The organism is Streptomyces sp. NPDC030893 (genome assembly GCF_055571535.1).
The window spans coordinates 78,780-104,029 of record NZ_JBVIFC010000007.1 but is presented as its reverse complement, the minus strand read 5'-3'; the positions used below and the strand labels follow the sequence as shown (position 1 = coordinate 104,029).

Genomic DNA, 25,250 nt, shown 5'->3' with positions numbered 1-25,250 from the left:
TCGGCCCGGCCCCCGGCGCGACCGGCCGGGGGCGAGGGCTACGGGAGGGGACGGGCGATGACGACAGCGGGGCGCACCGGGGCGGGACGGCGGGGGCTGCGGGCCTGTGTCGTGGTGACGGCGGCGGTGATCGCCGCGGTGGCCGCGGGACCGGCGGCGGTCGCGGCCGGCGCACCGCCGGCCACGGCGCCGGTGCCGGTGGCGGCGGGGGTGACGAGCGATCCGACCCCGGAGGAGCAGCAGCGGCTCAGGGAAGTGGCCGGCGCGATCTGGACGCCGCAACTGGCGGCCGGCTGGAACATGAACGCCGAGGTGGCCGGGGTCCTGTCCACGGCCACCGGGGAGATCCTCCGGTGCAGTGAGGCGTTCTCCCTCGTGCCGCGCCCGCCGGGCTTCGTCCCCGGTCTCGGCTACCTCGTCAACTACTGGAAGAACCTGCGCGACTACTTCCTGGCCGTGAAGGACAACCGGACCTACCGCGCCTGTGTGGTGACGACCGCGGCCAACTACCGTTCCGCGATCGAGATGGCCTCCATGGGCATCTGAGCCCCGGCCGGGGCCGGCATCCCGGCCCCGGCCGGCTACGGCCGCCGGACGTGAGGGGCCCCGGCGGCCCGCGCGTCCGCGCGGAGCGCGCACAGGACGTCGACGCGGTTGGTGGTGATGGAGTCGACGCCCGCCGCCAGCAGCCGGCGCATGGACCGGCGGGTGTCCGGGGTCCAGACGGACAGCAGGCAGCCGTCGCGGTGGACGCGCTCGGCGAGGGCCCGGTCCACCAGTCCGAAGCGGTAGTTCAGCCAGCGCGGGCGGATCGCCGCGAGGAGGCCCGCGCGGGCCGGCGCCCGGGTCGTCCGGGTGAGCGCGATCTCGGCGGACGGGTCCGCCGCGCGTACGGCGAGCATGGCGGGGGCGCCCGCGCAGTAGTAGACCCGGTCCTGGGCGCCGCTCTCGCGCACGGCGTCCACGATCCGGCGCGCGGCACGGACGTCCGGCTCGCCGGGCAGGTCGATCATCACCCGGCTGCCCTCCGTCGCCGCCAGCGCGTCGGACAGCGCCGGCACTCCGTCCTGCGTCAGCCCGCGCACCTCCGCCCACGACAGCGTCGACAGCGGCCGGTCGTGCTCCCACAGCCGCTTCAGCGTCCCGTCGTGCAGCAGCACCGGCACGCCGTCCCGGGTGAGGCGTACGTCGACCTCCACGGCGTCCGCGCCCCGGTGCAGCGCGGAACGCAGCGAGGCGAGGGTGTTCTCGCGGACGCGGTAGGGGTCGCCGCGGTGCGCCACGGCGGTCACGTTCTTCATGGTGGTCCTTCGCGGAACGACGGTCCCTCGCGGGGTGCTCAGGAGGCGAGCCAGGCGGCGGTGTAGGTGTCGATCTCCGCGGCCAGCCGCGTCTTGCCGGCGGCGTCCAGGAACGACGCCTCGACCCCGTTCTTCGCCAGGTCGGCCACGCCCCGCTCGTCGAGGTCCAGCAGGCGCGCGGCGACCGCGTACTCGTTGTCGAGGTCGGTGCCGAACATCGGCGGGTCGTCGGAGCCCACCGTCACCAGGACGCCGGCCTCGACGAACTGCCTGATGGGGTGTTCGTCGAGCGTGGCCACCGCGCGGGTGGCGATGTTGGAGGTGGGGCACACCTCCAGCGCGATGCGCCGCTCGGCCAGGTGCCGGAGCAGCTTGGGGTCGCGGGCGGAGCTGGTGCCGTGGCCGATGCGCTCGGCGCCCAGCTCGATGAGCGCGTCCCACACCGTCTCCGGCCCGGTGGTCTCGCCGGCGTGCGGCACGGAGCGCAGTCCGGCGGCGATGGCGCGGTCGAAGTACGGCTTGAACTGGGGGCGGGGCACGCCGATCTCGGGTCCGCCGAGACCGAAGGAGACCAGGCCCTCCGGGCGCAGCCGGCCGTCGGTGGCCATGCGCACGGTCTCCTCGGCGGACTCCAGCCCCGCCTCGCCGGGGATGTCGAAGCACCACCGCAGCACGGTCCCGAACTCGGTCTCGGCGGCCTTGCGGGCGTCCTCGATGGCGTCCATGAAGGCCCGTTCGTCGATGCCCCGGCGGGTGGAGGAGAACGGGGTGATCGTCAGCTCGGCGTACCGCACCTGCTGCCGGGCCAGTTCGCGGGCCACCTCGAAGGTGAGCAGCCGGACGTCCTCGGGGGTGCGGACCAGGTCGACGACGGACAGGTACACCTCGATGAAGTGGGCGAAGTCCGTGAAGGTGAAGTAGTCGGCGAGCGCCTCGGGGTCGGTCGGGACCTTGGAGTCGGGGTGGCGGGCGGCCAGCTCCGAGACGATGCGGGGGGAGGCGGAGCCGACGTGGTGGACGTGCAGTTCGGCCTTGGGCAGTCCGGCGATGAAGGCGCGCAGGTCACGGACCTGGCCGGCGGTGGCCGTGTCGAGGCGGTCGGTCATGGTTCCTCCCCGGGAACGGCGTCCCCGGCCGGGGTGCGGCGGGACGCGGGTGATCGGCTGATCGGCGGTTCGGGGATCATCGTAGGCCGGGCGCGCACGGGGCGGACGCGGGCCGTAGCATGACGGGACGTCCGACGGAGGGGGCCCCAGCGCATGGCCGACGACGCGCAGACGCCGCAGACGCCGAAGAAGCGGCAGGAGACCGGGGGTGGCACGCAGCCGGGCGGTCCGCACGGCGCGCAGATGTGGCCGGCACCGGCCGACGGCGGTGCGCAGGACGCCCAGGCGCAGGACGGTTCGCTGGTGGACGCGCGGACCACCGAGACGCGGCCCGCCGCGGCCGCCCCCGACGATCCCTGGGCGCTGCCCTCGGACTTCACCGCCCCGGCGTCGGACACCGGCCCGGGCGGCCGGGCGGCCGGCGGTCCCGGTGAGACGGTCGTGGCCGGCGGTCCGGGTGAGACGGTCGTCGCGGGCGGTCCGGGTGAGACGGTCGTGGCGGGCGGTCCGGGTGAGACGGTCGTCGCGGGCGGCCCCACGCCCTGGTCCGCACCCACCGCACCCGCCACGCCTTCCGCACCCGCCACGCCCTCCTCCTCCGTGCACGACCGGCAGACGGTGACGTCCTTCCCGGCGACGGGCGGCGGCTCCACTCCGCCCTCGCCGTGGGCCGGTCCGTCCGCCCCCGTGCCACCGGCCGCGCCCACTCCCGCCGCCACACCGTTCGCACCCCCGGCCGGCGGTGAGCCCGTGCCGCCCCCGCCCATCGGTCCCGAAGGGCCCGGCCGGATCCCCTACGGCTACCCGGCCGGCGGCGGATACGGCGCCGCCCCGGCGCAGGCTTACCCCGGCTGGTCCGGCACCCCACCGATGCCGAACAACGCCATGGGCGTCACCGGACTGGTGCTCGGGATCGTCTCGGCCGTCGTCTTCTGCCTCTGGCCGGTGGCCGTCCTGCTGGGTGTGCTGGCCGTGATCTTCGGCGGGATCGGCCGGAGCAAGGCCCTGCGGGGCGAGGCCACGAACGGGGGGCAGGCCCTGACCGGGATCATCTGCGGATCGGTCGGCATCACCCTGGGCCTCGTCCTGGCCGTGATCTTCCTGCTCAGCTAGCGGCAGCCGCCGCCCGGAGCCGCCCCCGCGCCTCCATCAGGGCGAAGCCCAGCAGGTTCGGCCCCCGCCACCGCCCCGGGTCGCACGCCCCCTCGGCGTCCGCCGCGAGGCCGATGCCCCACACCCGGTCGACCGGGCTCGCCTCGACCAGCACCCGGTCGCCGGTGTTCAGCAGGAACGCCCGCAGGTCGTCGTGGGCCGAGAACTTGTGCACGCTGCCCTCCACGACGATCCGGAACCGCTCCCGGCGCCATATCGCCTCGTCGAAGCCCCGCACCAGCCGCCCGGCCTTCTTCGCCCCGGCGGGATGCTCCGCGGCCAGCACCCGCCGCTCGCCCTCCGGGTCCGCGAAGAGCCGGGCCTTCGCCGCCATCATCCAGTGCTCGGCGGTCGCGTACGCCACGCCGTCCACCGTGAACGGCGACGGCCACCACTGACTCAGACAGCTCGCCCCGATCCGCCCGCCGGGCAACGGCCGGTGCCCCCAGAAGTGCAGGTACTTCACCCGCTCCCCGGCCGCCAGCGCTTCGATCAGCGCCTCCCTGGAACCGATCGCCGTCCCCGCCGTCCCGCTCATCGCCACCCCCATGATCCTCGCCTGCACACGAGTCTGGCAGGAACCACTGACATTCCGTCCTGCCCTTTCCGTGGCCACTCGACATCTGGTCGACAGATTCCGTTGCGTAACCAAAATTCAACAACGGAATCACTTGTTGGAGTCTCGTTGCTCTGCCAGGATCGGCACTCAAATCGAGCTGGAGCCACGCCGCCCCCCTCGGGGACACGGAGGAGCGCGACATGCACAACCCGGGCAACGCCACCCCGGAACGATTTCCCGCCCAGGACCGGTTCGCGGACGGAGCGCAGTTCATCGCGGGCCGCCTGACCAAGGGCACCTCGGGCCGTACCCACGCGGTCGTCGACCCGGCCACCGGCGCGGAGGTGTACACCTACGTCCTGGCCGGCACCGACGACGTCGACGCGGCGGTCGCCGCCGCGCGGGAGGCCTTCCCGGCCTGGGCCGGCGCCACCCCCGGTGAGCGGTCCGACGCCCTGCACCGGTTCGCCGCCGTGGTGGCCGAGCGCGCCGAGGACTTCGCCCGCGCGGAGTCGCTGCAGTGCGGCAAGCCCCTGAAGCTGAGCCGCGAGTTCGACGTCCCCGGCACGATCGACAACATCGCCTACTTCGCCGGCGCCGCCCGCCACCTGCAGGGCCAGTCGGCCGGCGAGTACTCGGGCGACCACACCTCCTACGTCCGCCGCGAGCCCATCGGCGTGGTCGGCTCCATCGCCCCCTGGAACTACCCGCTCCAGATGGCCGCCTGGAAGATCCTCCCGGCCGTCGCCGCGGGCAACACCGTCGTCCTCAAGCCCGCCGAGCTCACCCCGCTGACCTCGCTGCTCTTCGCGCAGGCCGCCACCGACGCCGGAATCCCGGACGGTGTGGTCAACATCGTCACCGGGACCGGCAAGGAGGCCGGTGAGCACCTGGTCGGCCACCCCGACGTGGCCATGACCTCCTTCACCGGCTCCACCGCCGTCGGCAAGCGGGTCGCCGAGATCGCCACCGCCACCGTCAAGCGCATCCACCTCGAACTCGGCGGCAAGGCACCCTTCCTGGTCTTCGACGACGCCGACCTCGACGCCGCCGTCAACGGCGCGGTCGCCGGCGCGCTGATCAACACCGGGCAGGACTGCACCGCCGCCACCCGCGCGTACGTACAGCGCCCGCTCTACGAGGCGTTCGTCGAGCGCACCGCCGCCCTGATGGAGACCGTCCGGCTCGGCGACCCCTTCGCCCCCGGCACCGACCTCGGCCCGCTGATCTCGCACGCCCAGCGGGACCGGGTGGCCGGCTTCGTCGACCGGGCGCGCTCCTCGGCACGCGTGGTGACCGGCGGGGAGACGCCTCTGGGCGAACTGGCGAACGGCGCGTACTATCGCCCCACGCTCATCGCCGACGCGGCGCAGGACAGCGAGGTCGTGCAGTCCGAGATCTTCGGTCCGGTGCTGGTCGTCCTGCCCTTCGACACCGACGACGAGGGCATCGCGCTGGCCAACGACACCCCGTACGGACTCGCCGCCTCCGCGTGGAGCCGGGACGTGTACCGCACGGGACGGGCCACCCGCGAGATCAAGGCGGGGTGCGTGTGGATCAACGACCACATCCCGATCATCAGCGAGATGCCGCACGGCGGATACAAGGCGTCCGGCTTCGGCAAGGACATGTCCGCGTACTCGTTCGAGGAGTACACCCAGATCAAGCACGTCATGTTCGACAACACGGCGGTGGTCCGCAAGGACTGGCACCGCACCGTCTTCGGGGACCGATAGCAGCCAGGCCGCCCGACCGCGGCCATCCTCCCGAAAGGGCACCACGCGCATGGAGCAGTACGAGCCCGACCGCCTCTCGCCGGCCCAGGAGGCCGCCGTGCGGCGCAGTTTCCGCGGCGGCAGGGCGGCCCTGACCCGCCGTTCCCTGCTGCGCGCCTCAGCGGGCGGCGCGCTCGCGGTGGGCGGACTCGGCGCGCTGAGCGCCTGCGGCATCCCCGCCGCCGGAAACACCCGGGGCGGTGTCCCGGCGGAGGACCACTCGAAGGAGGAGAAGTCCGTCAACTTCTCCAACTGGACCGAGTACATGGACGTCGACGAGAGCGGGCGCAACCACCCGACGCTGGACGCGTTCACCGAACGCACAGGCATCAAGGTCAAGTACACCGAGGACATCAACGACAACACCGAGTTCTTCGGCAAGATCAAGCCGCAGCTCGCCGCCGGCCAGGACACCGGCCGCGACATCATCGTCCTCACCGACTGGCTGGCCGCGCGCCTGATCCGCCTCGGCTGGGTGCAGAAGCTCGACCCGGCCAACCTGCCGAACGCCTTCGCCAACCTGTCGCCCCAGTTCCGCAGCCCCGACTGGGACCCGGGCCGCGCCTACTCCTACCCCTGGCAGGGCATCGCGGCCGTCATCGCCTACAACAAGAAGGCCCTCGACGGCGTGGAGGTGAAGACCCTCTCCGACCTGCTGGACAACCCGAAGCTCAAGGGCCGCGTCGGTCTGCTCACCGAGATGCGCGACACCATGGGCCTGACCCTGCTCGACATGGGCAAGGAGCCGGAGAAGTTCACCGCCGACGACTACGACGCGGGGATCGCCCGGCTCCAGAAGGCCGTCGACAAGGGACAGATACGCCGCTTCACCGGCAACGACTACACCGCCGACATCAGCAAGGGCGATTTCGCGGCCTGTGTCGCCTGGGCCGGGGACGTCGTCCAGCTGAAGGCGGACAACCCGGACATCGACTTCCTGATCCCCGACAGCGGCTACATGATGTCCAGCGACAACCTGCTGGTCCCCAACAAGGCCCGGCACAAGACCAACGCCGAGCGGCTCATCGACTACTACTTCGAGCCGCGGGCGGCCGCGGAGCTCGCCGCCTACATCAACTTCGTCTGCCCGGTCGAGGGAGTGAAGGACGAGCTCGCGAAGATCGACGAGGACGCGGCGAACAACCCGCTGATCCTCCCCGACAAGGACATGCAGTCCAAGTCCCGTGCCTTCCGCTCCCTGAGCTCCAAGGAAGAGACGGAATTCGAAGAGAAGTTCGCGAAGCTCACTGGGGCGTGACGAGATGAAGACCACCAAAGACACCACCGCGCCCGGCCACGGCGGGGACGTGCGCCTCACCGGCATCGGCAAGACCTACGGCTCCTTCACCGCCGTGCACCCCCTCGACCTGACCGTCCCGGAGGGCTCCTTCTTCGCCCTGCTCGGCGCGTCCGGCTGCGGCAAGACCACCACCCTGCGCATGATCGCCGGCCTGGAGGAGCCCACCGTGGGCACCGTCCACCTCGGCGACCAGGACGTCACCGCGCTGCCGCCGTACAAGCGGCCGGTGAACACCGTCTTCCAGTCGTACGCCCTCTTCCCGCACCTCGACATCTTCGAGAACGTCGCCTTCGGTCTGCGCCGGCGCGGCATCAAGAGCGTGAAGAAGCAGGTCGAGGAGATGCTGGAGCTGGTCCAGCTCGGCGAGCAGGCCCGCAAGAAGCCGCACCAGCTCTCCGGCGGCCAGCAGCAGCGGGTCGCCGTGGCCCGCGCGCTGATCAACCACCCCAAGGTGCTCCTCCTCGACGAGCCGCTCGGCGCCCTCGACCTCAAACTGCGCCGCCAGATGCAGCTGGAGCTCAAGCGCATCCAGACCGAGGTCGGCATCACCTTCGTGCACGTCACGCACGACCAGGAGGAGGCCATGACCATGGCCGACACGGTCGCCGTGATGAACGCCGGCCGGGTCGAGCAGCTCGGTTCCCCCGCCGACCTCTACGAGAACCCGCGCACCACCTTCGTCGCCAACTTCCTCGGCACCTCCAACTTCATCGAGGCCGAGGTCGACTCCACGTCCGGCGGGAACCTCGTCCTCAAGGCGGGCGGCGGCAAGCTCGTACTGCCCGAGGCCCGCAGCAGTGCCCCCGCGACGACCGGCGGCAAGGTGCTGGTCGGGGTGCGCCCGGAGAAGATCTCCCTCACCCACGCCGACGACGCCGGCGGGATACCCGAGGGCCGCAACCGCCTCACCGGCCGCATCACCGGCGCCGGCTTCATCGGCGTCTCCACGCAGTTCGTCGTCGACAGCCCCGTCTGCTCCGACTTCGAGGTCTACGTGCAGAACATCGACCGCGACGCCCGGCTGGCACCCGGCGCCGAGGTCGTCCTGCACTGGGACCCGGCGCACACCTTCGGACTGGACGCGGCGCAGTCCATGCTTGCAGGGACAGAGGGCTCCGCGGGTGTCGGGACGGTCGAGGAAGAGGCCGCCTGATGACCACGCTCACCCAGGCGCCACCCGTGGCGCCGGCCCCCGAGAGGAAACCTTCACGCAGAAGGGGCCGCTGGACGCCGTACCTGCTCCTGCTGCCCGGACTGCTGTGGCTGTTCGTCTTCTTCGCGCTGCCGGTGATCTACCAGGCATCCACGTCCGTGCAGACGGGCTCCCTGGAGGAGGGCTACCAGGTCACCTGGCACTTCGCCACCTACTGGGACGCGCTGTCGGAGTACTGGCCGCAGTTCGTCCGCTCGGTGCTCTACGCGGCCTCCGCGACCGTGCTGTGCCTGCTGCTCGGCTACCCGCTGGCCTATCTGATCGCCTTCCGCGCGGGACGCTGGCGGAACCTGATCATGATCCTGGTGATCGCGCCGTTCTTCACCAGCTTCCTGATCCGCACCCTCGCCTGGAAGACGATCCTCGCCGACGGCGGCCCGGTGGTCGACGCCCTGAACGCCCTGCACGTCCTGGACGTCACCGCCTGGCTCGGCTGGACCGCCGGCGACCGGGTGCTCGCCACTCCGCTGGCGGTGGTGTGCGGTCTGACGTACAACTTCCTGCCGTTCATGATCCTGCCGCTCTACACCTCGCTGGAGCGCATCGACCCCCGGCTGCACGAGGCGGCGAACGACCTCTACGCCAAGCCGTCGACCACCTTCCGCCGGGTCACCTTCCCGCTGTCGATGCCGGGCGTGGTCTCCGGCACGCTGCTGACCTTCATCCCGGCGTCCGGCGACTACATCAACTCGGACCTGCTCGGCTCCACCGACACCCGCATGGTCGGCAACGTCATCCAGTCCCAATTCCTGCGGATCCTCGACTATCCGACGGCCGCGGCGCTCTCCTTCATCCTGATGGCCGCGATCCTCGTCATCGTCACGTTCTACATCCGCAAGTCCGGCACGGAGGATCTGGTTTAAATGACCTTCGTCATCAACTGGCTCAAGCGCCGTCTCGTCGTCATCGCGGGACTGTTCACCCTCGCCTATCTCCTCCTGCCGAACATCGTCGTCACCGTGTTCTCCTTCAACAATCCGAAGGGGCGTTTCAACTACACGTGGCAGGAATTCTCCACCGAGGCGTGGCAGGACCCCTGCGGTGTCTCCGGGCTGTGCGCCTCCCTGTCGCTCAGCCTCCAGATCGCGCTGTGGGCGACGCTCGGCGCCACCCTGCTCGGCACGATGATCGCCTTCGCGCTGGTCCGCTACCGCTTCCGTGCCCGCGGTGCCGTGAACTCGCTGATCTTCCTGCCGATGGCGATGCCCGAGGTGGTCATGGCGGCCTCGCTGCTCACGCTCTTCCTCAACATGGGCGCCCAGCTGGGCTTCTGGACGATCCTGATCGCCCACATCATGTTCTGTCTCAGCTTCGTCGTGGTCGCCGTGAAGGCGCGCGTGATGTCGATGGACCCGAGGCTGGAGCAGGCCGCGCAGGATCTGTACGCCGGCCCGGTGCAGACGTTCCTGCGGGTCACGCTGCCGATCGCCGCCCCCGGTATCGCGGCGGGCGCGCTGCTCGCCTTCGCGCTCTCCTTCGACGATTTCATCATCACGAATTTCAACGCCGGTTCGACCGTCACCTTCCCGATGTTCGTGTGGGGCTCCGCGCAGCGCGGAACTCCCGTGCAGATCAACGTGATCGGTACGGCCATGTTCGTCATCGCCGTGTCGCTGGTCCTGGTATCCATGGTCATCGGTAAACGCCGCAACCGGCAGAAGGCATAAAAAGCACCGTAGGGAGTTGACATCATGGCCCCTGGCGCCATGAGCCGCTGGACGAAATCCCTTTCCGAGGCCCGCCCGGTCTCCTACTGGCTGGACGACCCCGGCAGGCCGGCCCCCGAGCCGGCCCTCACCGGCGCCGAGACCTGCGACCTGCTCGTCGTGGGCGGCGGCTACAGCGGACTGTGGACCGCGCTGGTCGCCAAGGAGCGCGACCCCTCCCGGGACGTCGTGCTGGTGGAGGGCCGCGAGGTGGGCTGGGCCGCCTCGGGCCGCAACGGCGGGTTCTGCGCCGCCTCCCTCACCCACGGGCTGTCCAACGGACTGACCCGCTGGCCGGACGAGATCCACACCCTGGAGCGGCTGGGCGCCCGCAACCTCGACGCCATCGAGGAGACGGTCGCCCGCCACGCCATCGACTGCGACTTCGAACGCACCGGAGAGATCGACGTGGCCACCGAGCCGTACCAGGCCCGGGAGCTCAAGGACTGGTACGACGAGATCCGGGGGAGGAATCTCGCCGACGGCGTCGAGTACCTGGACGCGGATGCCGTACGGGACCAGGTGAACTCCCCGACCTTCCGGGCCGGCCTGTACGACCGCCGGGGCGTGGCGATGCTCCACCCGGCCCGGCTCGCCTGGGGACTGAAGCGGGCCTGCCTCGACCTCGGCGTCCGCGTGTACGAGCACACCCCCGCCCTCACCCTGAAGGCGTACGGCGCCGGCATGGCCGTACGCACCCCGTACGGGGCGATCCGCGCCCGCGCGGTGGCGCTCGGCACCAACGTCTTCCCCAGCCTGGTCCGCCGGGTCCGCTCCTACACGGTCCCGGTGTACGACTACGCGCTGATGACCGAGCCGCTCACCCCCGGGCAGCTCGACTCGATCGGCTGGAAGAACCGCCAGGGCCTCGGGGACGGCGCCAACCAGTTCCACTACTTCCGGCTGTCCGCCGACAACCGGATCCTGTGGGGCGGCTACGACGCGATCTACCCGTACGGCGGCCGGGTGCGCGCCGAGCTCGACGACCGCCCGGAGACGTACGCCAAGCTCGCCGGGCACTTCTTCACCTGCTTCCCGCAGCTGGAGGGCGTGCGCTTCACCCACGCCTGGGGCGGCGCGATCGACACCTGCTCCCGCTTCTCGGCGTTCTTCGGCACGGCACACGCGGGCCGGGTGGCGTACGCGGCCGGCTACACCGGGCTCGGGGTGGGCGCCACCCGCTTCGGGGCCGAGGTGATGCTGGATCTGCTGGCGGGGGAGCGGACCGAGCGCACGGAGCTGGAGATGGTGCGCAGAAAGCCGCTGCCGTTCCCGCCGGAACCCTTCGCCTGGACCGGCATCGCCCTCACCAAGTGGTCCCTGGCCAGGGCGGACGCCCAGGACGGACGCCGCAACCTGTGGCTGCGGACGATGGACAAGTTGGGCCTGGGCTTCGACAGTTGAGCTACGCGGGGGCTTGACAACCGAATTGGTCTGGACCAAATTGAGCGCGCTCCACCCCTCCCCTTCCCCCCTGCCCGGAGGCTCTTGTGGACCGCTCCAGACCTCGTGCGCGCCGCTCCCTCGTCGCGTTGCTCACCGTCACCGCACTCGCCGCGACCGGCATGGCCGCGCTCTCGCCGGCCGCCGGCGCGGCGGACGCGGACCTCGCCCGCAACGGCGGCTTCGAAGCCGGCCTCGACGGCTGGAGCTGCACCTCCGGCACGACCGTGAACTCACCTGTGCGCAGCGGGACGTCGGCGCTCAAGGCCACCCCGGCGGGCGCCGACAACGCCCGCTGCGCACAGACGGTCACCGTCAAGCCGGACTCCCAGTACACCCTCTCCGGCCACGTCCGCGGCAGCTACGTCCACCTCGGCGCGAGCGGCACCGGCACCACCGACGTCTCCACCTGGGCCCAGTCCGCCCCCGACTGGCAGCCGCTCACCACCACCTTCCGCACCGGCCCCGCCACCACCCGCGTCACGATCTACACCCACGGCTGGTACGGCACCGGCGCCTACCACGCCGACGACATCACCCTCGTCGGACCGGGCGGCGAGACGGGTCAGCCGCCCCCGCCGCCCACCGGGCTCACGACCCCCACCGTCACCTCGACGAGTGTCGCCCTGTCCTGGTCACCGGTCGCCGGCGCCACCGGCTACGCGGTCTACCGCGACGGCACCAAGGTCCGGACGGTGACCGGCACGTCGGCCACCATCACCGGACTGTCGCCGAGGACGGCGTACGCCTTCCAGGTCACGGCCGTCAACGACGCGGGGGAGTCGGCCCGTTCGGCCACCGTCACCGCGACGACCGGTGAACCCGACTCGGGCGGCGGCCCCTCCGACCTCCCGCCCCACGCCCTGGTCGGCTACCTCCACGCCAGCTTCGCCAACGGCTCCGGCTACACCCGCCTGGCCGACGTGCCCGACAGCTGGGACGTCATCGACCTGGCCTTCGGCGAGCCGACCACCGCCACCTCCGGCGACATCCGCTTCGACCGGTGCCCCGCCTCCGAGTGCCCGGGAGTGGAGAGCGACGCCGAGTTCAAGGCCGCGATCAAGGACAAGCAGGCGGCCGGCAAGAAGGTGCTGATCTCCATCGGCGGCGCCAACGGGCAGGTGCAGCTCACCACCACGGCGGCCCGCGACACCTTCGTCTCCTCCGTCTCGAAGATCATCGACGAGTACGGACTCGACGGCCTGGACATCGACTTCGAGGGCCACTCCCTCTCCCTGAACGCCGACGACACGGACTTCAGGAACCCGAAGACCCCGGTGATCGTCCACCTGATCTCGGCCCTGAAGACCCTCAAGGCCAAGTACGGCGACGACTTCGTGCTGACCATGGCCCCGGAGACCTTCTTCGTCCAGCTCGGTTACCAGTACTACGGCACCGGCAAGTGGGGCGGCCAGGACCCGAGGGCGGGCGCCTACCTCCCGGTCATCCACGCCATGCGCGACGACCTGACCCTGCTGCACGTCCAGGACTACAACTCCGGCCCGATCATGGGCCTGGACGACCAGTACCACTCCATGGGCGGCGCCGACTTCCACATCGCCATGACGGACATGCTGCTCACCGGCTTCCCGGTCGCGGGCGACGCGGACAACGTCTTCCCGCCGCTGCGCGCCGACCAGGTCGCCATCGGCATGCCGGCCACCACCAACGCCGGCAACGGGTACGTGTCCCCGGCCGAGGTCACCAAGGCCCTGGACTGCCTGACCAAGCGCACGAACTGCGGCTCCTACGCGACCCACGGGACCTGGCCCGCCCTGCGCGGGCTGATGACCTGGTCGATCAACTGGGACCGGTTCGGAGGCTGGGAGTTCCAGCGGACCTTCGACGGCTACTTCGGCTGACCACCCGCCACACGCCGATCAGCAGCACCGCGCCGAGGCACCAACTGGCCGCCACGTCCAGCGGCCAGTGGTAGCCCCGGCGCACCAGCCCGTACGAGGCGCCCAGCACCAGGGCGCCGCAGAGCACGGCCAGCGCACGGCGTACGGCCGGCGACCGCAGCAGCGGAAGGAGCAGCAGCGTCGCCGCGCCGTACGCCACGACGGCGGTGGCGGTGTGGCCGGAGGGGTAGTAGCCGACCGCGGGCGGCACGGCAGGTGTGCCCGGGCGGTCGGTCCACTCCTTCAGCGGCGCGACCAGCACCGGCACCAGCGCCATCGCGACGGCCCCGGCGAGGGGCGGCAGCCACCAGCGGTCACCGCCTCTCGCGCTTCCGTGCCACGCGACGAACGCCAGCGCGACCGCCAGGACCGGCACGGCGACCTCGATGTTGCCGAGGTCCGCGAGCAGTTCGGAGGCCCGGTCCGGCCGGACGAGGGATGCGCTGAGCCGCTCGTCGAGATCCACCAGCGGTCCGTCGACGAGGACCTGCCAGGTGATCAGCGCGAAGAGGAGAACGAGCGGTCCGAGCAGCAGCATGCCGCCCAGCTTCGCAGGCCGGCGGCCGACGGCGCGCCGAAGGGCCGGCGCAAGGGGGGGTATGCGTCGGCCCTTCGGGAACGGCTTGCCGTATGAGGATCCCGGACGGCCGTCCGGACCGGAACGCCGCGCGCCCCGGGGGGTGTGGGGCGGGCGACCGTCCGATCGTGAGGAGACCCGGGGCCCTCGGGCCCCGGTTGTGTGCGCGAGGGCACGACCAGGTCGAAGCTGGGGAGGCCCCGGCCTGAGCCGTCCACAGTTCCCTGTGGGCGGGGTGTATCTCTCATCCGCGGAGAAACCTACGGCAGCGGGTGGCGCGGCGACAGGGCCGACGGGCCCCTGTCATCCACCCCGCACACCTTCTTCACACGCTCTGCCGTTCACCGGCCCCGGCGGTCCGGGGCAGGCGGCTCACCTGCCCCGATGCCCGCTCAGATGCGTGCGAACGCCTGCTCGATGATGTCGAGGCCCTCGTTCAGCAGGTCCTCGCCGATGACCAGCGGCGGCAGGAAACGCAGGACGTTGCCGTAGGTGCCACAGGTCAGGACCAGCAGGCCCTCCTGGTGGCAGGCCTTCGCCAGGGCGGCGGTGGCCTCGGGGTGGGGCTCCTTGGTGCCGCGGTCCTTGACCAGCTCGATGGCGATCATCGCGCCACGGCCGCGGACGTCGCCGATGACGTCGAACTTCTCGGCCATGGCGGTCAGACGGGTCTTCATGACCGTCTCGATGTTCCTGGCCCTGGCGTTGAGGTCCAGCTCCTTCATGGTCTCGATGGAGCCGAGCGCGCCGGCGCAGGCCACCGGGTTGCCGCCGTAGGTGCCGCCCAGGCCGCCGGAGTGCGCGGCGTCCATGATCTCCGCGCGGCCGGTGACGGCGGCCAGCGGCAGACCGCCCGCGATGCCCTTCGCCGTGGTGATCAGGTCCGGGACGATGCCCTCGTCCTCGCAGGCGAACCACTGGCCGGTGCGGCAGAAGCCCGACTGGATCTCGTCGGCGACGAAGACGATGCCGTTGTCCTTCGCGAACTCGCTGATCGCGGGCAGGAAGCCCTTCGCCGGCTCGATGAAGCCGCCCTCGCCGAGCACGGGCTCGATGATGATCGCGGCCACGTTCTCGGCGCCGACCTGCTTGGAGATCTGGTCGACGGCCTGCGCGGCGGCCTCCGGACCGGCGTTCTCCGCACCGGTCGGCCAGCGGTAGCCGTAGGCGACCGGGACGCGGTACACCTCCGGCGCGAACGGGCCGAAGCCGTGCTTGTACGGCATGTTCTTCGCGGTCAGCGCCATTGTGAGGTTGGTGCGGCCGTGGTAGCCGTGGTCGAACACGACGACCGCCTGCCGCTTGGTGTAGGCACGCGCGATCTTCACGGCGTTCTCGACGGCCTCCGCGCCGCTGTTGAACAGCGCGGACTTCTTGGCGTGGTCGCCCGGCGTCAGCTCGGCGAGCGCCTCGGCGACGGCCACGTAACCCTCGTACGGCGTGACCATGAAGCAGGTGTGCGTGAAGTCGGCGAGCTGGGCGGAGGCACGGCGGACGACGGCCTCGGCGGAGGCGCCGACGGACGTCACGGCGATGCCGGAGCCGAAGTCGATCAGCCGGTTGCCGTCGACGTCCTCGATGATCCCGCCGCCCGCGCGTGCGGTGAAGACGGGCAGTACGGAGCCCACGCCCTGCGCGACCGCGGCGGTGCGGCGGGCCTGCAGCTCCTGCGACTTGGGGCCGGGGATGGCGGTGACGACGCGGCGCTCCTGCGGAAGTGCGGTCATGCGGGGCTCCTGGGGGGTGTTTCGGACACGTGCGTTCTTTTCTCGCAGGCTAGGGCGCTGCGTGGGGGCTGGGCATGCTCCATGTGGGCGTTGTCCGGGGCGGCGGGTTGTCCGCGGTGGACATAGCGGCACGGGACCCTCCCGCCCGGGCGCGCGGGGTGCCGCCGCGGGCGGACGGCCGCGTAAGCGGTGGACTCCGCCTGTCGGGGCGTTAGATTGACTCGCTGATGGCGGATGGCGCGGCTGCTCAGGGGGCAAGGGCGATGGACAGCGACGGTACCCAGGACGCGCGGGGCACGCATGCCGACCCCGTACCGCGCCCGGCGGCACCGCCGGACGTACCCGCGGCGCCACCGCGCCCCGACCGGGCCCCGGGCGCACCACCCGTGCCCGCCCAGAGCCCCGGCGTGCCATCCGCGCCCGCACCCGCCCGGAGCCCGGGCCTGCCGCCCGCGCCGCCCGGGCGGGCTCCCGGCCCCGCGTCCACCGTCGCCGCCTGGCTCGACGCGGCGCGGCCGGCCGCCCGGCCCGGGATCTGGCGGTACGGCTACCGCCCGCCGAAGCGGACCCAGGAGCGGATCGCGCCGGTGACGGTCGCCGGCATGCTCGTGCCGCTCGCCGTCGCGGCCCTCGTCTGGTCGCTCTGGCAGCGCGGCGTCACCTCGTACCAGATGGCGCCCCTCAGGGCCTTCACACCGGACGACTGGTGGTGGGCCGGTTCCGTCATCTCGCCCAAGGTGTTCCCGGGGGAGGCGGTGCCCTCACCGGGCGCGGAGGCCCTCGTCGTCTACGAGGGCGTCTCCTTCGCGGTGCTGGCCGTCGCGGTGGCCGTGCTGGGCAGCTGGCGCGCGATCGTCCGGCACTACGTGGCCCGCAGGCCGCAGCCCGCGCGGGCGCTGCTCGCGGCCCTCCTCGCCCTGCTCGCCCTCTCCTTCGTCTTCCCCGACGCCTTCCCGCTCGTCGGGTGGCCCCCGGTGCCGGTCGTCGACCCGCTGCTCTCCCTCACCGTGCTCGTCACGGACGGCTACGACCTCATGGCGTCGTCCTTCTTCACCAACACGCTGTACACGGTGGTCACGCTGCTCGTGGTGTGGCCGTTCGCCCGCCTCGGCGCCTGGCTGCCGTACGCGAGGGAACGGCTCACCCCCCGGCGGCCGGACGCCGCACCCGCCGGCACTTCCGCGCCCGACCGCCCCCGCTCCCAGTGGCCGGCCCTGCGCGACGCCGGCCAGCAGGAGGCCGCGGACCTGCTCACGGCCGAGGTCGCCGGCGGCCGTATGAACGACGTCGACTGCGCCCGCGTCGAGCACGCCTTCGCCGCCGCCCGGCACGCCGGCACGCCGGCCGCCTTCCGCGACACCGTCCTGCGCCAGGCCGGCGCCGCCTGGACCCACCCCTCCGGTGCCCGGGACCTGCCGCGCCGGACCGCCCGCCACGACCTGCTCGCCGCGCAGGTGCGGATCGGCAGCTGGGTCGCGGCCGAACACACCCCGGAGCCCTACCAGGGCGCCGGGGCGGCCCTCGGCCCGCAGGTGCTCGGCACCTCGCTGCTCGCCGTCGGACCCTCCGGATCCGGCAAGACCCGGACCCTGGTCGAGCCGGTGACCGAGGCGCTCGCACTTCAGGCGCTCACCGGGCGCTGCGCCGTGGTCGCCGTCTCCGCGGCCGGGAGCCCGCTCGGCGCGGACGACGCCTTCGACGTCGTCGTGCGGATCGGTGACCCGTCCTCCGTGCACGACCTCGACCCGTACGCCGAGTCCGACGACCCGGACGAGGCGGCCGCGATCCTCGCCGAGGCGCTGGCCGGAGACCTCGACACGGCCGGCACCCAGAACGCCGCCACCACACTCGCCCGGCTGCTCGGCCCGTACCGGGCGGTGCACGGCCGCTTCCCGGCCCTGCCGGAGCTGCGCGAGCTGCTGGAGGGCGACGAACGGGCGCTGACGGCGCTGCGGGAGGCGCTCGCCCGGGCCGGGGACGACGCCATGCGCCGCGAACTCGACGCGCACGCCCGGCAGACGGGCACGCCGGGCGACACGGGCCGGACCCTCGCCGACCGGCTGGCCCTGCTGAACCGGCCGGTGTTCGCGGACTTCTTCGGCGGCGGCTCCGGCCGGCCCTTCTCCCTGCGCGCGGTCGCCCACCACCCCCTGCGGGTACGGATCGACCTGCCCGAACGCGGTCACGAGGAGGCCGGCCGGCTGATCACCCGGCTGGTCCTCGCCCAGTTCCACGCCGTCGTACGGGAGAACCGGCGCGCCCACTTCGCCTGCCTGGTCCTCGACGACGCCACCGGCACGGTCACCGCGGAGTCGGTGCGCCGCATCCAGCGGCTGCGGTCGCAGAACGCGGGCGTGCTGCTCGCCCTGCGCACCGTCGCCGACGTCCCCGAGGCGCTGCACGGCCCGCTCTACGGCGCCGTGGGCTGCCGCATGGCGTTCTCCGGGGTCACCACCTGGGACGGCAGCCGGTTCGCGCGGACGTGGGGCACCGAGTGGGTGGAGACGACCGAGGTTGCCAAGCACACGGTCTTCGCCGACCAGCCGATGACCCGCGCCCTGCACGCGCTGCGCAAGCTGGTCACGGGCAAGGCGGTCACGACGGACGCGGTGACGGTACGGCAGGTGGAGCGGGAGCGGTGGTCCGCCTCCGAACTGGCGCACGCGGTACCGCCGGGGCACGCGGTGCTGTCGTTGACGACCGTCGAGGGCGAGCACGCCCCGCCCCTTCTGGTGGACCTGCGGGAGTGAGCCGTCCGGGCGAGCCGGGGACCGTACAGTGAGGCAGAATCGACACAGGCCGTTCATACGCGGCGGCCAAAAGATCACCGAGTCCTCACACCCCCGACGCCGACCCGAAGGGCTCCAGGCCCCGATGCCCCCGACGCTCGCCTCGCTCGTCCACCACTCCGCGCTCAAGCTGACCGTGCGCGCGGGCGAGGACCGCCTCGACGCCCCCGTGCGCTGGGCGCACGCCAGTGAACTCGCCGACCCCGTGCCGTACATGGAGGGCGGGGAGCTGCTGCTGATCACCGCGCTCAAGCTCGACGCGGAGGACCCGGAGGCGATGCGCCGCTATGTGAAGCGGCTGGTCGGCGCGGGCGTCGTCGGGCTCGGCTTCGCCGTCGGCGTCCACTACGAGGACATCCCGGGCGCCCTCGTCGACGCGGCACGCGCGGAGGGCCTGCCGCTGCTGGAGGTGCCGCGCCGCACGCCCTTCCTGGCGATCAGCAAGGCCGTCTCCGCGGCCATCGCCGCCGACCAGTACCGCGCGGTGACCGCCGGCTTCGCCGCCCAGCGGGAACTGACCCGGCAGGCCCTGGCCGAGGGCCCCGAAGGACTGCTCGCCGCGCTCGCCGGCCAGGTCGACGGATGGGCCGCCCTCTACGACGCCTCGGGCTCCCTCGTCGCCACGGCACCGGAGTGGGCGGGCCGGCGCGCCGCGCGGCTCACCGCGGACGTGACCCGGCTGCGGGAGCGGCCCGCGCCGGCCTCCTCCGTGGTGGCCGGCCCGGACCACGAGGACCGGGTCGAACTGCACTCCCTCGGTACCGGACGCCGCCCCCGCGCGGCGCTCGCCGTCGGCACGGCCGCGACCCTCGGCACCGCCGAGCGCTACGCCGTCCACTCCGCCATCGCCCTGCTCACCCTCACCACGGAACGCTCCCGCTCCCTGCACGCGGCCGAACAGCGCATCGGCGCCGCCGTGCTGCGCATGCTGCTCGCCGGAGAGCCGGACCACGCCCGCGCGGTGGCCGGCGACCTGTTCGGCAACCTCCTCGACGCACCCTTCCGCATCATCGTCGCCATCGGCGGCGAAACGGGCGGTGACGGCCTCGGAGCCCTCGCCGAGACCGCCGAGTCAGCCGCCGCCCGCTCCGGCGAGTCGGTCCTGGTCGTGCCCGAGGGGGACCGGCTGGTCGTGCTGGCCGCCGACGGGGGCGCCGCGCTGGCCGCCTGCTGCGAGCACGCCGCCGCGCTGGAGGCAGCCCGCAAGGCCGACGAGGACGACCTGGTGATCGGGCTGTCCGCGCCGGCCGGGCCGATCGCCGCGTCCGCCGCCTACAAACAGGCCGAGCAGGCGCTCTCGGTGGCCAGACGGCGGGGCAGGGTGCTGGTGGAGCACGAGCACATGGCGGCCGGGTCCGTACTGCCGCTGCTCGCCGACGACGCGGTCAAGGCGTTCGCCGACGGGCTGCTGCGCGCCCTGCGCGAGCACGACGCCACCGGCCGCGGCGACCTCGTCGCCTCGCTGCGCGCCTGGCTCTCCCGGCACGGCCAGTGGGACGCCGCGGCGGCCGACCTCGGCGTCCACCGCCACACCCTGCGCTACCGCATGCGCCGGGTCGAGGAGATCCTCGGCCGCTCCCTCGACGACCCGGACGTCCGCATGGAACTGTGGCTGGCCCTCAAGGCGACGGCGCCGGAAACGGGCTGAGCGGCGCGAGCGGAGGGGTCTGTCCCCCGCGCGAGCGACGTACGGGTGTCCGCCGTGAGGTGCCGCCGGACCCGTCCGTCTCCCCACCGCGGCACCGGCGTTCCGGAGGACACCGCCGTGCGCACGATCGCGCGCCGGGCAGGCCGTGACCCGGCGCACCCCGCGCGGTCCCCGCACCCGGCCCGCGCCGTCGGCGAAGGCGCCCGACGGGCGCGCGTCATGGACGCCGCCGACCGGCCGCCACCCTTTGCGCCGATGCGGCACACTCCCACCCGGCACCCGTACGTGCCGGACAAACCCCCGCCCGGCGGCACGCCCCTACCGTGGACCCCACAAACCCATGCACACCCCCTACGCGGAAGGGCCGGGACTCCACATGACTTCCACCCACGCCTTCTGGCTCGCCGGCCGCCAGGCCACCGGCGAGGCCGCCTTCGACGTCACCTCCCCCTGGGACGGCCGGGTCGTCGGCTCGGTGAGCGTGCCCACCGACGCCCAGGTCGAGGAGGCCGTGGCCGCCGCGTACGCCGTACGGGACGAGTTCGCCGCCACCCCCGCCCATGTCCGCGCCGCCGCCCTGGACCACGTCAGCCGGCGCCTCGTCGAGCGCACCGAGGAGATCGCCCGGCTGATCTCCGCCGAGAACGGCAAGCCGATGAAGTGGGCCCGCGGCGAGGTCGGCCGCGCGGTCTCCGTGTTCCGCTTCGCGTCCGAGGAGGCCCGCCGCTTCAACGGCGGCGAGGCACAGCGTCTGGACACCGACGCCGGCGGCCAGGGGCGGCTCGCGTTCACCCGCCGCTTCCCCAAGGGCGTCGTCCTCGGCATCGCGCCCTTCAACTTCCCGCTCAACCTGTGCGCCCACAAGATCGCCCCGGCGATCGCCGCCGGTGCCCCGATCGTCCTCAAGCCGGCGCCCGCCACGCCCCTGTCCGGGCTGATCCTCGGCGAACTGCTCGCCGAGACCGAGCTGCCCGCCGGTTCCTGGAGCATCCTCCCGGTCCCGAACGACCGTATGCCCGCACTCGTCCAGGACGAGCGGCTGCCGGTGATCTCCTTCACCGGCTCCGAGAAGGTCGGCTACGCGATCATGGACTCGGTGCCGCGCAAGCACTGCACCCTGGAGCTCGGCGGCAACGGCGCGGCCGTCGTCCTCGCCGACTTCGCGAGCGAGGAGGACCTGGACCACGCCGCGCAGCGCATCGCGACGTTCTCCAACTACCAGGGCGGCCAGTCCTGCATCTCCGTGCAGCGCGTGATCGCCGACGCCTCGGTCTACGACCGGCTGCTGCCGCGCATCGTCGCCGCCGTCGAGGCCCAGGTCACCGGCGACCCGAACGACGACGCCACCGACGTCGGTCCGCTGGTCAGCGAGGAGGCCGCGCAGCGCGTCGAGGCGTGGGTGCAGGAGGCCGTCGAGGCCGGCGCCACCCTCCTCACCGGCGGCAAGCGCGACGGCGCCTCCTACGCGCCGACCGTGCTCACCGACGTACCGGCCGATGTGACGATCTCCTGCGAGGAGGTCTTCGGCCCGGTGCTGACCGTGCGGAAGGTGGACGGCGAGGCCGAGGCCTTCGCCGCCGTCAACGACTCCAAGTACGGCCTCCAGGCGGGTGTGTTCACCCACGACCTGCAGACCGCCTTCCGGGCCCACCGCGCCCTGGAGGTCGGCGGCGTGGTCGTCGGCGACGTGCCCTCCTACCGCGCCGACCAGATGCCGTACGGCGGCGCCAAGCAGTCCGGCGTGGGCCGTGAGGGCGTGCGGTTCGCCATGGACGACTACACCTACGAGCGGGTGATGGTCCTCACCGGTCTCGCCCTCTAGAGGGAGGGGACCGTCCGGACGGACGCGAAGGGGCCCGGCACCGAAGTCCTCGGTGCCGGGCCCTTCTTCGTGCCGGCCGTCTCCGGACCCTCAGCCGGAGAAGCCGGCCCGCGCGAGCCGCAGCGGGCCGCGCAGCCGCAGCCGCACGTCGTGCACGCCGCCGGCGACGGCGCACGACGCACGGAGCGTGGTGTAGTCGTACGGGCCCGGCGTGGGGGCGGCGGTCGACAGCGAGGCGAGCACCGGGCCCTCGCCCAGGGAGAGTTCGACCGTGCCCCCGCCGGACACCTCCACCGTCACCTCGCTCACGCCGGCACCGAAGTCGCAGTCCCGGAAGAGCAGTTCGCCCTCCTTCCCGGCCACGGGGGTCACGGCGTCGCCCGCCGTCCTCGTCCGGTCGACGATCTCCGTGCCGCTCTGCTCGTCGAAGTCGGCGGGCTCCAGGCCGCGTTCGGCGACCGGGCGCGCAGCGGCCGGCTCGCCCTCCAGCGTGAGGGTGGTCCGCAGGCGCACGTCCTCGCTGGAGGCCCCCGCCAGCAGCTCGTACGCCCCCGGCTCCACCCGCCACCGGCCCGCCGCCACGTCCCAGAACGCGAAGGCGGACAGCGGCACCACGAAGGACAGCTCGGCCGTCTCCCCGGGCGCCAGCGTCACCCGCCGGTGGGCCAGCAGCTCGCGGCGCGGACGCGGGACCGACGGCGCGACGGCCCGTGCGTACAGCTGGGGCACCTCGTCGGCCGTGACGGCACCGGTGTTGGTGACGGAGAACCCGACCCGCACCGCCGCGCCGTCGACCCGCGCCGTCAACTCCCCGTAGGAGAAGGACGCGTAGGAACAGCCGTGGCCGAACGGGAACAGCGGTGTGCCCTCGAAGTACAGATAGGTCTGCCGGGAGCCGATCACGTCGTAGTCGAGGAGGTCCGGCAGATCGGTGTCGTCGGCGTACCAGGTCTGCGGCAGCCGGCCGGCGGGGGAGACGTCCCCGGCGAGCACCCGGGCCAGGGCGGTGCCCGCGGCCTGGCCGCCGTGCGCGGTCCACAGCAGCGCGGGGAGGTCCGCCGGGTCCACCGCGTACGGGTAGGCGGAGACCAGCACCAGCACCGTGCGCGGGTTGGCGGCGCGGGCGGCGCGCAGCAGCAGCTCCTGCTGGGCGGGCAGCCGCAGCGTCGTACGGTCCTCGGTCTCGCGCCCGTTGATGTGCGGGTCGTTGCCCGCGACCACCACGACCACGTCGGCCCGGGCCGCGGCACGCGTGACCGCGTCCTCCCCGCGCTCGACGACGACCAGCTCGAAGACCTCCGGGTCCTCCCCGGCGACCTTCACGCCGTCGGGGGCGACCCGCACATGGCGTCCCGTTCCCACATGCCTGAGGAGGTGACCGGCGCCGCGCGGTTCCAGCCGGAACGTCTCCTGCACGATCCAGCCGCCCGGCTGGTCGGCGGAGGCGCGGACGTACCCGTCATCGGCGACCGAGAGGTGACGGCCGTCGGGGGCCCGCAGGGTGAGCACGCCCCCGCCCCAGTCGACCAGGGCCAGTTCGGTGCCGGCCGCCCCCGCGGTGAGCGGTGGCAGGTCGGTACGCCCCGCGAGCAGCGCCGGGTCGAGGGCGCCTTCGGCGCCGCGCGCCTCCCCGGGGGCGCCGGACGCGGGCGGGACGTGCAGGAACGTACCCGCGGAGGTCTTCAGCAGGACCCGGTCCACGCCCTCGGCGAACTCCACGCGGTCGGCGCCGAACCGCTCGCGGAGACCCTCCAGCGGGGTGGAGCGGTGGATGAGGCTGCCGCTGTACCAGTCGAGCTTGCACTCGTCGGCGAGCGGTCCGACCACGGCGACGCGGGTGTCCGGGGAGAGCGGCAGCAGACCGTCGTTCTTGAGCAGGACGACCGCCTGTTCGGCGGCTTCCCGGGCGAGCGCCCGGTGCTCGGGGGTGTCGAAGGCCCGTTCCCCGGCGTACGGGTCCGCGCCCGGGTCGAACTCGCCCAGCCGGAACCGCACCGAGAGCTGGCGGCGGACGGCCGCGTCGACGTCGGCCTCCGTCAACAGTCCCTGCTCCAGCGCCCGTTCCACCCGTCCGACGATCCTCGAGCTGTCGGTGCCGTGGTCGGTGAAGCTGTCGACCCCCGCCCGCAGGGCCGCGGCGGTGGCTTCCTCGTGGGTGTCGAAGTAGTGCTCGGAGTCGACCAGGTTGGACGGCGCGCCGGCGTCCGAGCAGACCAGCAGCTCCTCCTCGGTCCAGGAGCGCAACTGCTCGCGCAGATACGGCGACACGTGGTTCGGGCGGCCGTTGACCAGGTTGTACGCCGGCATCACCCCGGCCACCGTGCCCGCCTCGACCGTCTCCCGGAAGGCCCGCAGGTCGTACTCGTGCAGCACGCGCGGGCGCACGGAGGCGGAGGAGGTGTCGCGGTCCGTCTCGTTGTTGTGCGCCAGCCAGTGCTTGAGCACGGGCGCCGTGCGCCAGTACACCGGGTGGTCGCCGCGCAGCCCGCGCGTGTAGGCGGTGGCGATCGCCGAGGTGAGCCTCGGGTCCTCCGAGTAGCCCTCCTCGTTGCGGCCCCACAGCGGGTGGCGCAGCAGATTGACGGTCGGTGACCAGACGTTGAGGCCGACCCGCTCGTCCCGGGCGCGCATCGCCCGCGCCTCCCGGGACACCGCCTCGCCCACCCGGCGCACCAGTTCCTCGTTCCAGGTCGCGCCCAGCCCGACGGCCTGGGGGAACACGGTCGCCGGGCCCATCCAGGCGACCCCGTGCAGGGCCTCCTGGCCGGTGCGGAAGGCGGCGATGCCCAGACGCTCGACGGCCGGCCCGAACTGGTGCAGGAAAGCGGTCTTCTCGTCGAGGGTGAGCCGGGACAGAAGGTCGTCGATGCGCTTCGCGAACGGCAGACTCGGATCGCGGAAAGGCGGTGCGGGCGGCGTGGATGCGGTCACGTGGGGTTCCCCTCGGGGTGGAGCGGCGAGGTGCTTTCGAAGCGCTTCGATGCTGGTTCGAGGCGGGGGTGGGTGTCAAGGGACCCGGAGTCACCGGATCGGGCCCTTCTCCGCCGATCCGCCTCTCTCCTGCCTGCACCGCGATCACGCGGACATCCGAGGAATCTTGGATGTGGCCCTTGTGTGCCCCTGGGTGTTCACTTAACCTCGCAGCAACATCGAAGCGCTTCGACTGCGAGGCCGCCCGTACGGCACAGCCCCCGCCGAACGACCGCTTCGGCTCAGCCAGTTCCACTGAAG

18 protein-coding genes are annotated in these 25,250 nt (G+C 72.8%); 12 read left to right on the top strand and 6 right to left on the bottom strand.

The features are described 5' to 3' along the window. Nucleotides 1-57: 57 nt before the first annotated feature. Entirely contained in the window at nucleotides 58-546 is a 489-nt protein-coding gene (locus ACZ434_RS16020) for a hypothetical protein (protein ID WP_468456067.1), read from the top strand. Between the two features lie 35 nt (nucleotides 547-581). Here the strand turns inward: ACZ434_RS16020 and ACZ434_RS16015 are convergent, their stop codons facing one another. Together ACZ434_RS16015 and ACZ434_RS16010 are read right to left on the bottom strand one after the other, a co-directional pair. Beyond that, the gene (locus ACZ434_RS16015) at nucleotides 582-1,301 is read right to left on the bottom strand and encodes a glycerophosphodiester phosphodiesterase (RefSeq protein WP_468456065.1); all 720 of its coding nucleotides are present in this window, start codon (nucleotides 1,299-1,301) and stop codon (nucleotides 582-584) included. A gap of 38 nt (nucleotides 1,302-1,339) precedes the next feature. After that, nucleotides 1,340-2,407: an adenosine deaminase gene (locus ACZ434_RS16010; RefSeq protein ID WP_468456063.1), complete on the bottom strand. Its 1,068-nt coding sequence runs from the start codon at nucleotides 2,405-2,407 to the stop codon at nucleotides 1,340-1,342. Nucleotides 2,408-2,560: 153 nt separating this feature from the next. On the opposite strand from ACZ434_RS16010, the gene ACZ434_RS16005 reads away from it, so the two are divergent. Further along, nucleotides 2,561-3,520, top strand: a complete 960-nt coding sequence (locus ACZ434_RS16005; RefSeq protein ID WP_468456061.1) for a hypothetical protein — start codon at nucleotides 2,561-2,563, stop codon at nucleotides 3,518-3,520. Here ACZ434_RS16005 and ACZ434_RS16000 read toward each other — a convergent pair. Then, a complete protein-coding gene (locus ACZ434_RS16000) occupies nucleotides 3,513-4,097 on the bottom strand; it encodes an NADAR family protein (protein ID WP_468456390.1) in 585 nt (194 codons plus the stop codon). The two genes, ACZ434_RS16005 and ACZ434_RS16000, sit on opposite strands and share 8 nt — an antisense overlap. Before the next feature lie 221 nt (nucleotides 4,098-4,318). Here ACZ434_RS16000 and ACZ434_RS15995 point away from each other — a divergent pair, with 221 nt between their 5' ends. The 7 genes from ACZ434_RS15995 (at nucleotide 4,319) to ACZ434_RS15965 (ending at nucleotide 13,417) form a co-directional block, all read left to right on the top strand. Next, a complete protein-coding gene (locus tag ACZ434_RS15995) occupies nucleotides 4,319-5,854 on the top strand; it encodes a gamma-aminobutyraldehyde dehydrogenase (protein WP_468456059.1) in 1,536 nt (511 codons plus the stop codon). A gap of 49 nt (nucleotides 5,855-5,903) precedes the next feature. Beyond that, nucleotides 5,904-7,151 carry a polyamine ABC transporter substrate-binding protein gene (locus ACZ434_RS15990; RefSeq protein ID WP_468456057.1) on the top strand — a complete coding sequence of 416 codons (1,248 nt, stop codon included), beginning with the start codon at nucleotides 5,904-5,906 and terminating at the stop codon, nucleotides 7,149-7,151. Nucleotides 7,152-7,155: 4 nt separating this feature from the next. Next, nucleotides 7,156-8,346, top strand: a complete 1,191-nt coding sequence (locus tag ACZ434_RS15985) for an ABC transporter ATP-binding protein (RefSeq protein WP_468456055.1) — start codon at nucleotides 7,156-7,158, stop codon at nucleotides 8,344-8,346. Next, a complete protein-coding gene (locus ACZ434_RS15980) occupies nucleotides 8,346-9,269 on the top strand; it encodes an ABC transporter permease (protein WP_468456053.1) in 924 nt (307 codons plus the stop codon). Before ACZ434_RS15985 ends, ACZ434_RS15980 begins: the two co-directional genes overlap by 1 nt. Further along, nucleotides 9,270-10,073: an ABC transporter permease gene (locus ACZ434_RS15975; protein ID WP_468456051.1), complete on the top strand. Its 804-nt coding sequence runs from the start codon at nucleotides 9,270-9,272 to the stop codon at nucleotides 10,071-10,073. Between the two features lie 24 nt (nucleotides 10,074-10,097). Next, nucleotides 10,098-11,516, top strand: coding sequence for an NAD(P)/FAD-dependent oxidoreductase (locus ACZ434_RS15970; protein ID WP_468456049.1), 1,419 nt, complete (start codon nucleotides 10,098-10,100; stop codon nucleotides 11,514-11,516). An 86-nt stretch (nucleotides 11,517-11,602) separates the two neighbouring features. After that, nucleotides 11,603-13,417: a chitinase gene (locus ACZ434_RS15965; protein WP_468456047.1), complete on the top strand. Its 1,815-nt coding sequence runs from the start codon at nucleotides 11,603-11,605 to the stop codon at nucleotides 13,415-13,417. Here the strand turns inward: ACZ434_RS15965 and ACZ434_RS15960 are convergent. Together ACZ434_RS15960 and gabT are read right to left on the bottom strand one after the other, a co-directional pair. Continuing rightward, on the bottom strand, nucleotides 13,356-13,994 hold the full coding sequence (locus ACZ434_RS15960; RefSeq protein WP_468456045.1) for a phosphatase PAP2 family protein: 639 nt from the start codon (nucleotides 13,992-13,994) through the stop codon (nucleotides 13,356-13,358). The genes ACZ434_RS15965 and ACZ434_RS15960 overlap by 62 nt on opposite strands. A gap of 431 nt (nucleotides 13,995-14,425) precedes the next feature. After that, nucleotides 14,426-15,760 carry a 4-aminobutyrate--2-oxoglutarate transaminase gene (gabT, locus tag ACZ434_RS15955; protein ID WP_468456043.1) on the bottom strand — a complete coding sequence of 445 codons (1,335 nt, stop codon included), beginning with the start codon at nucleotides 15,758-15,760 and terminating at the stop codon, nucleotides 14,426-14,428. A gap of 263 nt (nucleotides 15,761-16,023) precedes the next feature. Here gabT and ACZ434_RS15950 point away from each other — a divergent pair, with 263 nt between their 5' ends. From ACZ434_RS15950 to ACZ434_RS15940, 3 genes are all read left to right on the top strand, one after another. Further along, nucleotides 16,024-18,510, top strand: a complete 2,487-nt coding sequence (locus ACZ434_RS15950; protein ID WP_468456041.1) for an ATP/GTP-binding protein — start codon at nucleotides 16,024-16,026, stop codon at nucleotides 18,508-18,510. 124 nt (nucleotides 18,511-18,634) lie between these two features. Then, on the top strand, nucleotides 18,635-20,197 hold the full coding sequence (locus tag ACZ434_RS15945) for a PucR family transcriptional regulator (protein WP_468456039.1): 1,563 nt from the start codon (nucleotides 18,635-18,637) through the stop codon (nucleotides 20,195-20,197). A gap of 376 nt (nucleotides 20,198-20,573) precedes the next feature. Next, complete coding sequence (locus ACZ434_RS15940) at nucleotides 20,574-22,019, top strand: aldehyde dehydrogenase family protein (RefSeq protein WP_468456037.1); 1,446 nt, start codon at nucleotides 20,574-20,576, stop codon at nucleotides 22,017-22,019. Between the two features lie 90 nt (nucleotides 22,020-22,109). Here the strand turns inward: ACZ434_RS15940 and ACZ434_RS15935 are convergent, their stop codons facing one another. Beyond that, on the bottom strand, nucleotides 22,110-24,950 hold the full coding sequence (locus ACZ434_RS15935; protein WP_468456035.1) for a glycoside hydrolase family 3 C-terminal domain-containing protein: 2,841 nt from the start codon (nucleotides 24,948-24,950) through the stop codon (nucleotides 22,110-22,112). Between the last annotated feature and the right edge of the window lie 300 nt (nucleotides 24,951-25,250).

Excerpts from the sequence above, each read along its gene's own strand:
- ACZ434_RS15950 (WP_468456041.1), top strand. The coding sequence starts at position 16,024 with ATGGACAGCGACGGTACCCAGGACGCGCGGGGCACGCATGCCGACCCC.
- ACZ434_RS15975 (WP_468456051.1), top strand. The coding sequence starts at position 9,270 with ATGACCTTCGTCATCAACTGGCTCAAGCGCCGTCTCGTCGTCATCGCG.
- ACZ434_RS16000 (WP_468456390.1), bottom strand. The coding sequence starts at position 4,097 with ATGAGCGGGACGGCGGGGACGGCGATCGGTTCCAGGGAGGCGCTGATC.
- ACZ434_RS15995 (WP_468456059.1), top strand. The coding sequence starts at position 4,319 with ATGCACAACCCGGGCAACGCCACCCCGGAACGATTTCCCGCCCAGGAC.
- ACZ434_RS15980 (WP_468456053.1), top strand. The coding sequence starts at position 8,346 with ATGACCACGCTCACCCAGGCGCCACCCGTGGCGCCGGCCCCCGAGAGG.
- ACZ434_RS15945 (WP_468456039.1), top strand. The coding sequence starts at position 18,635 with ATGCCCCCGACGCTCGCCTCGCTCGTCCACCACTCCGCGCTCAAGCTG.
- ACZ434_RS15970 (WP_468456049.1), top strand. The coding sequence starts at position 10,098 with ATGGCCCCTGGCGCCATGAGCCGCTGGACGAAATCCCTTTCCGAGGCC.
- ACZ434_RS16010 (WP_468456063.1), bottom strand. The coding sequence starts at position 2,407 with ATGACCGACCGCCTCGACACGGCCACCGCCGGCCAGGTCCGTGACCTG.
- gabT (WP_468456043.1), bottom strand. The coding sequence starts at position 15,760 with ATGACCGCACTTCCGCAGGAGCGCCGCGTCGTCACCGCCATCCCCGGC.
- ACZ434_RS16015 (WP_468456065.1), bottom strand. The coding sequence starts at position 1,301 with ATGAAGAACGTGACCGCCGTGGCGCACCGCGGCGACCCCTACCGCGTC.
- ACZ434_RS15960 (WP_468456045.1), bottom strand. The coding sequence starts at position 13,994 with ATGCTGCTGCTCGGACCGCTCGTTCTCCTCTTCGCGCTGATCACCTGG.
- ACZ434_RS16005 (WP_468456061.1), top strand. The coding sequence starts at position 2,561 with ATGGCCGACGACGCGCAGACGCCGCAGACGCCGAAGAAGCGGCAGGAG.
- ACZ434_RS15990 (WP_468456057.1), top strand. The coding sequence starts at position 5,904 with ATGGAGCAGTACGAGCCCGACCGCCTCTCGCCGGCCCAGGAGGCCGCC.
- ACZ434_RS15985 (WP_468456055.1), top strand. The coding sequence starts at position 7,156 with ATGAAGACCACCAAAGACACCACCGCGCCCGGCCACGGCGGGGACGTG.
- ACZ434_RS15940 (WP_468456037.1), top strand. The coding sequence starts at position 20,574 with ATGACTTCCACCCACGCCTTCTGGCTCGCCGGCCGCCAGGCCACCGGC.
- ACZ434_RS16020 (WP_468456067.1), top strand. The coding sequence starts at position 58 with ATGACGACAGCGGGGCGCACCGGGGCGGGACGGCGGGGGCTGCGGGCC.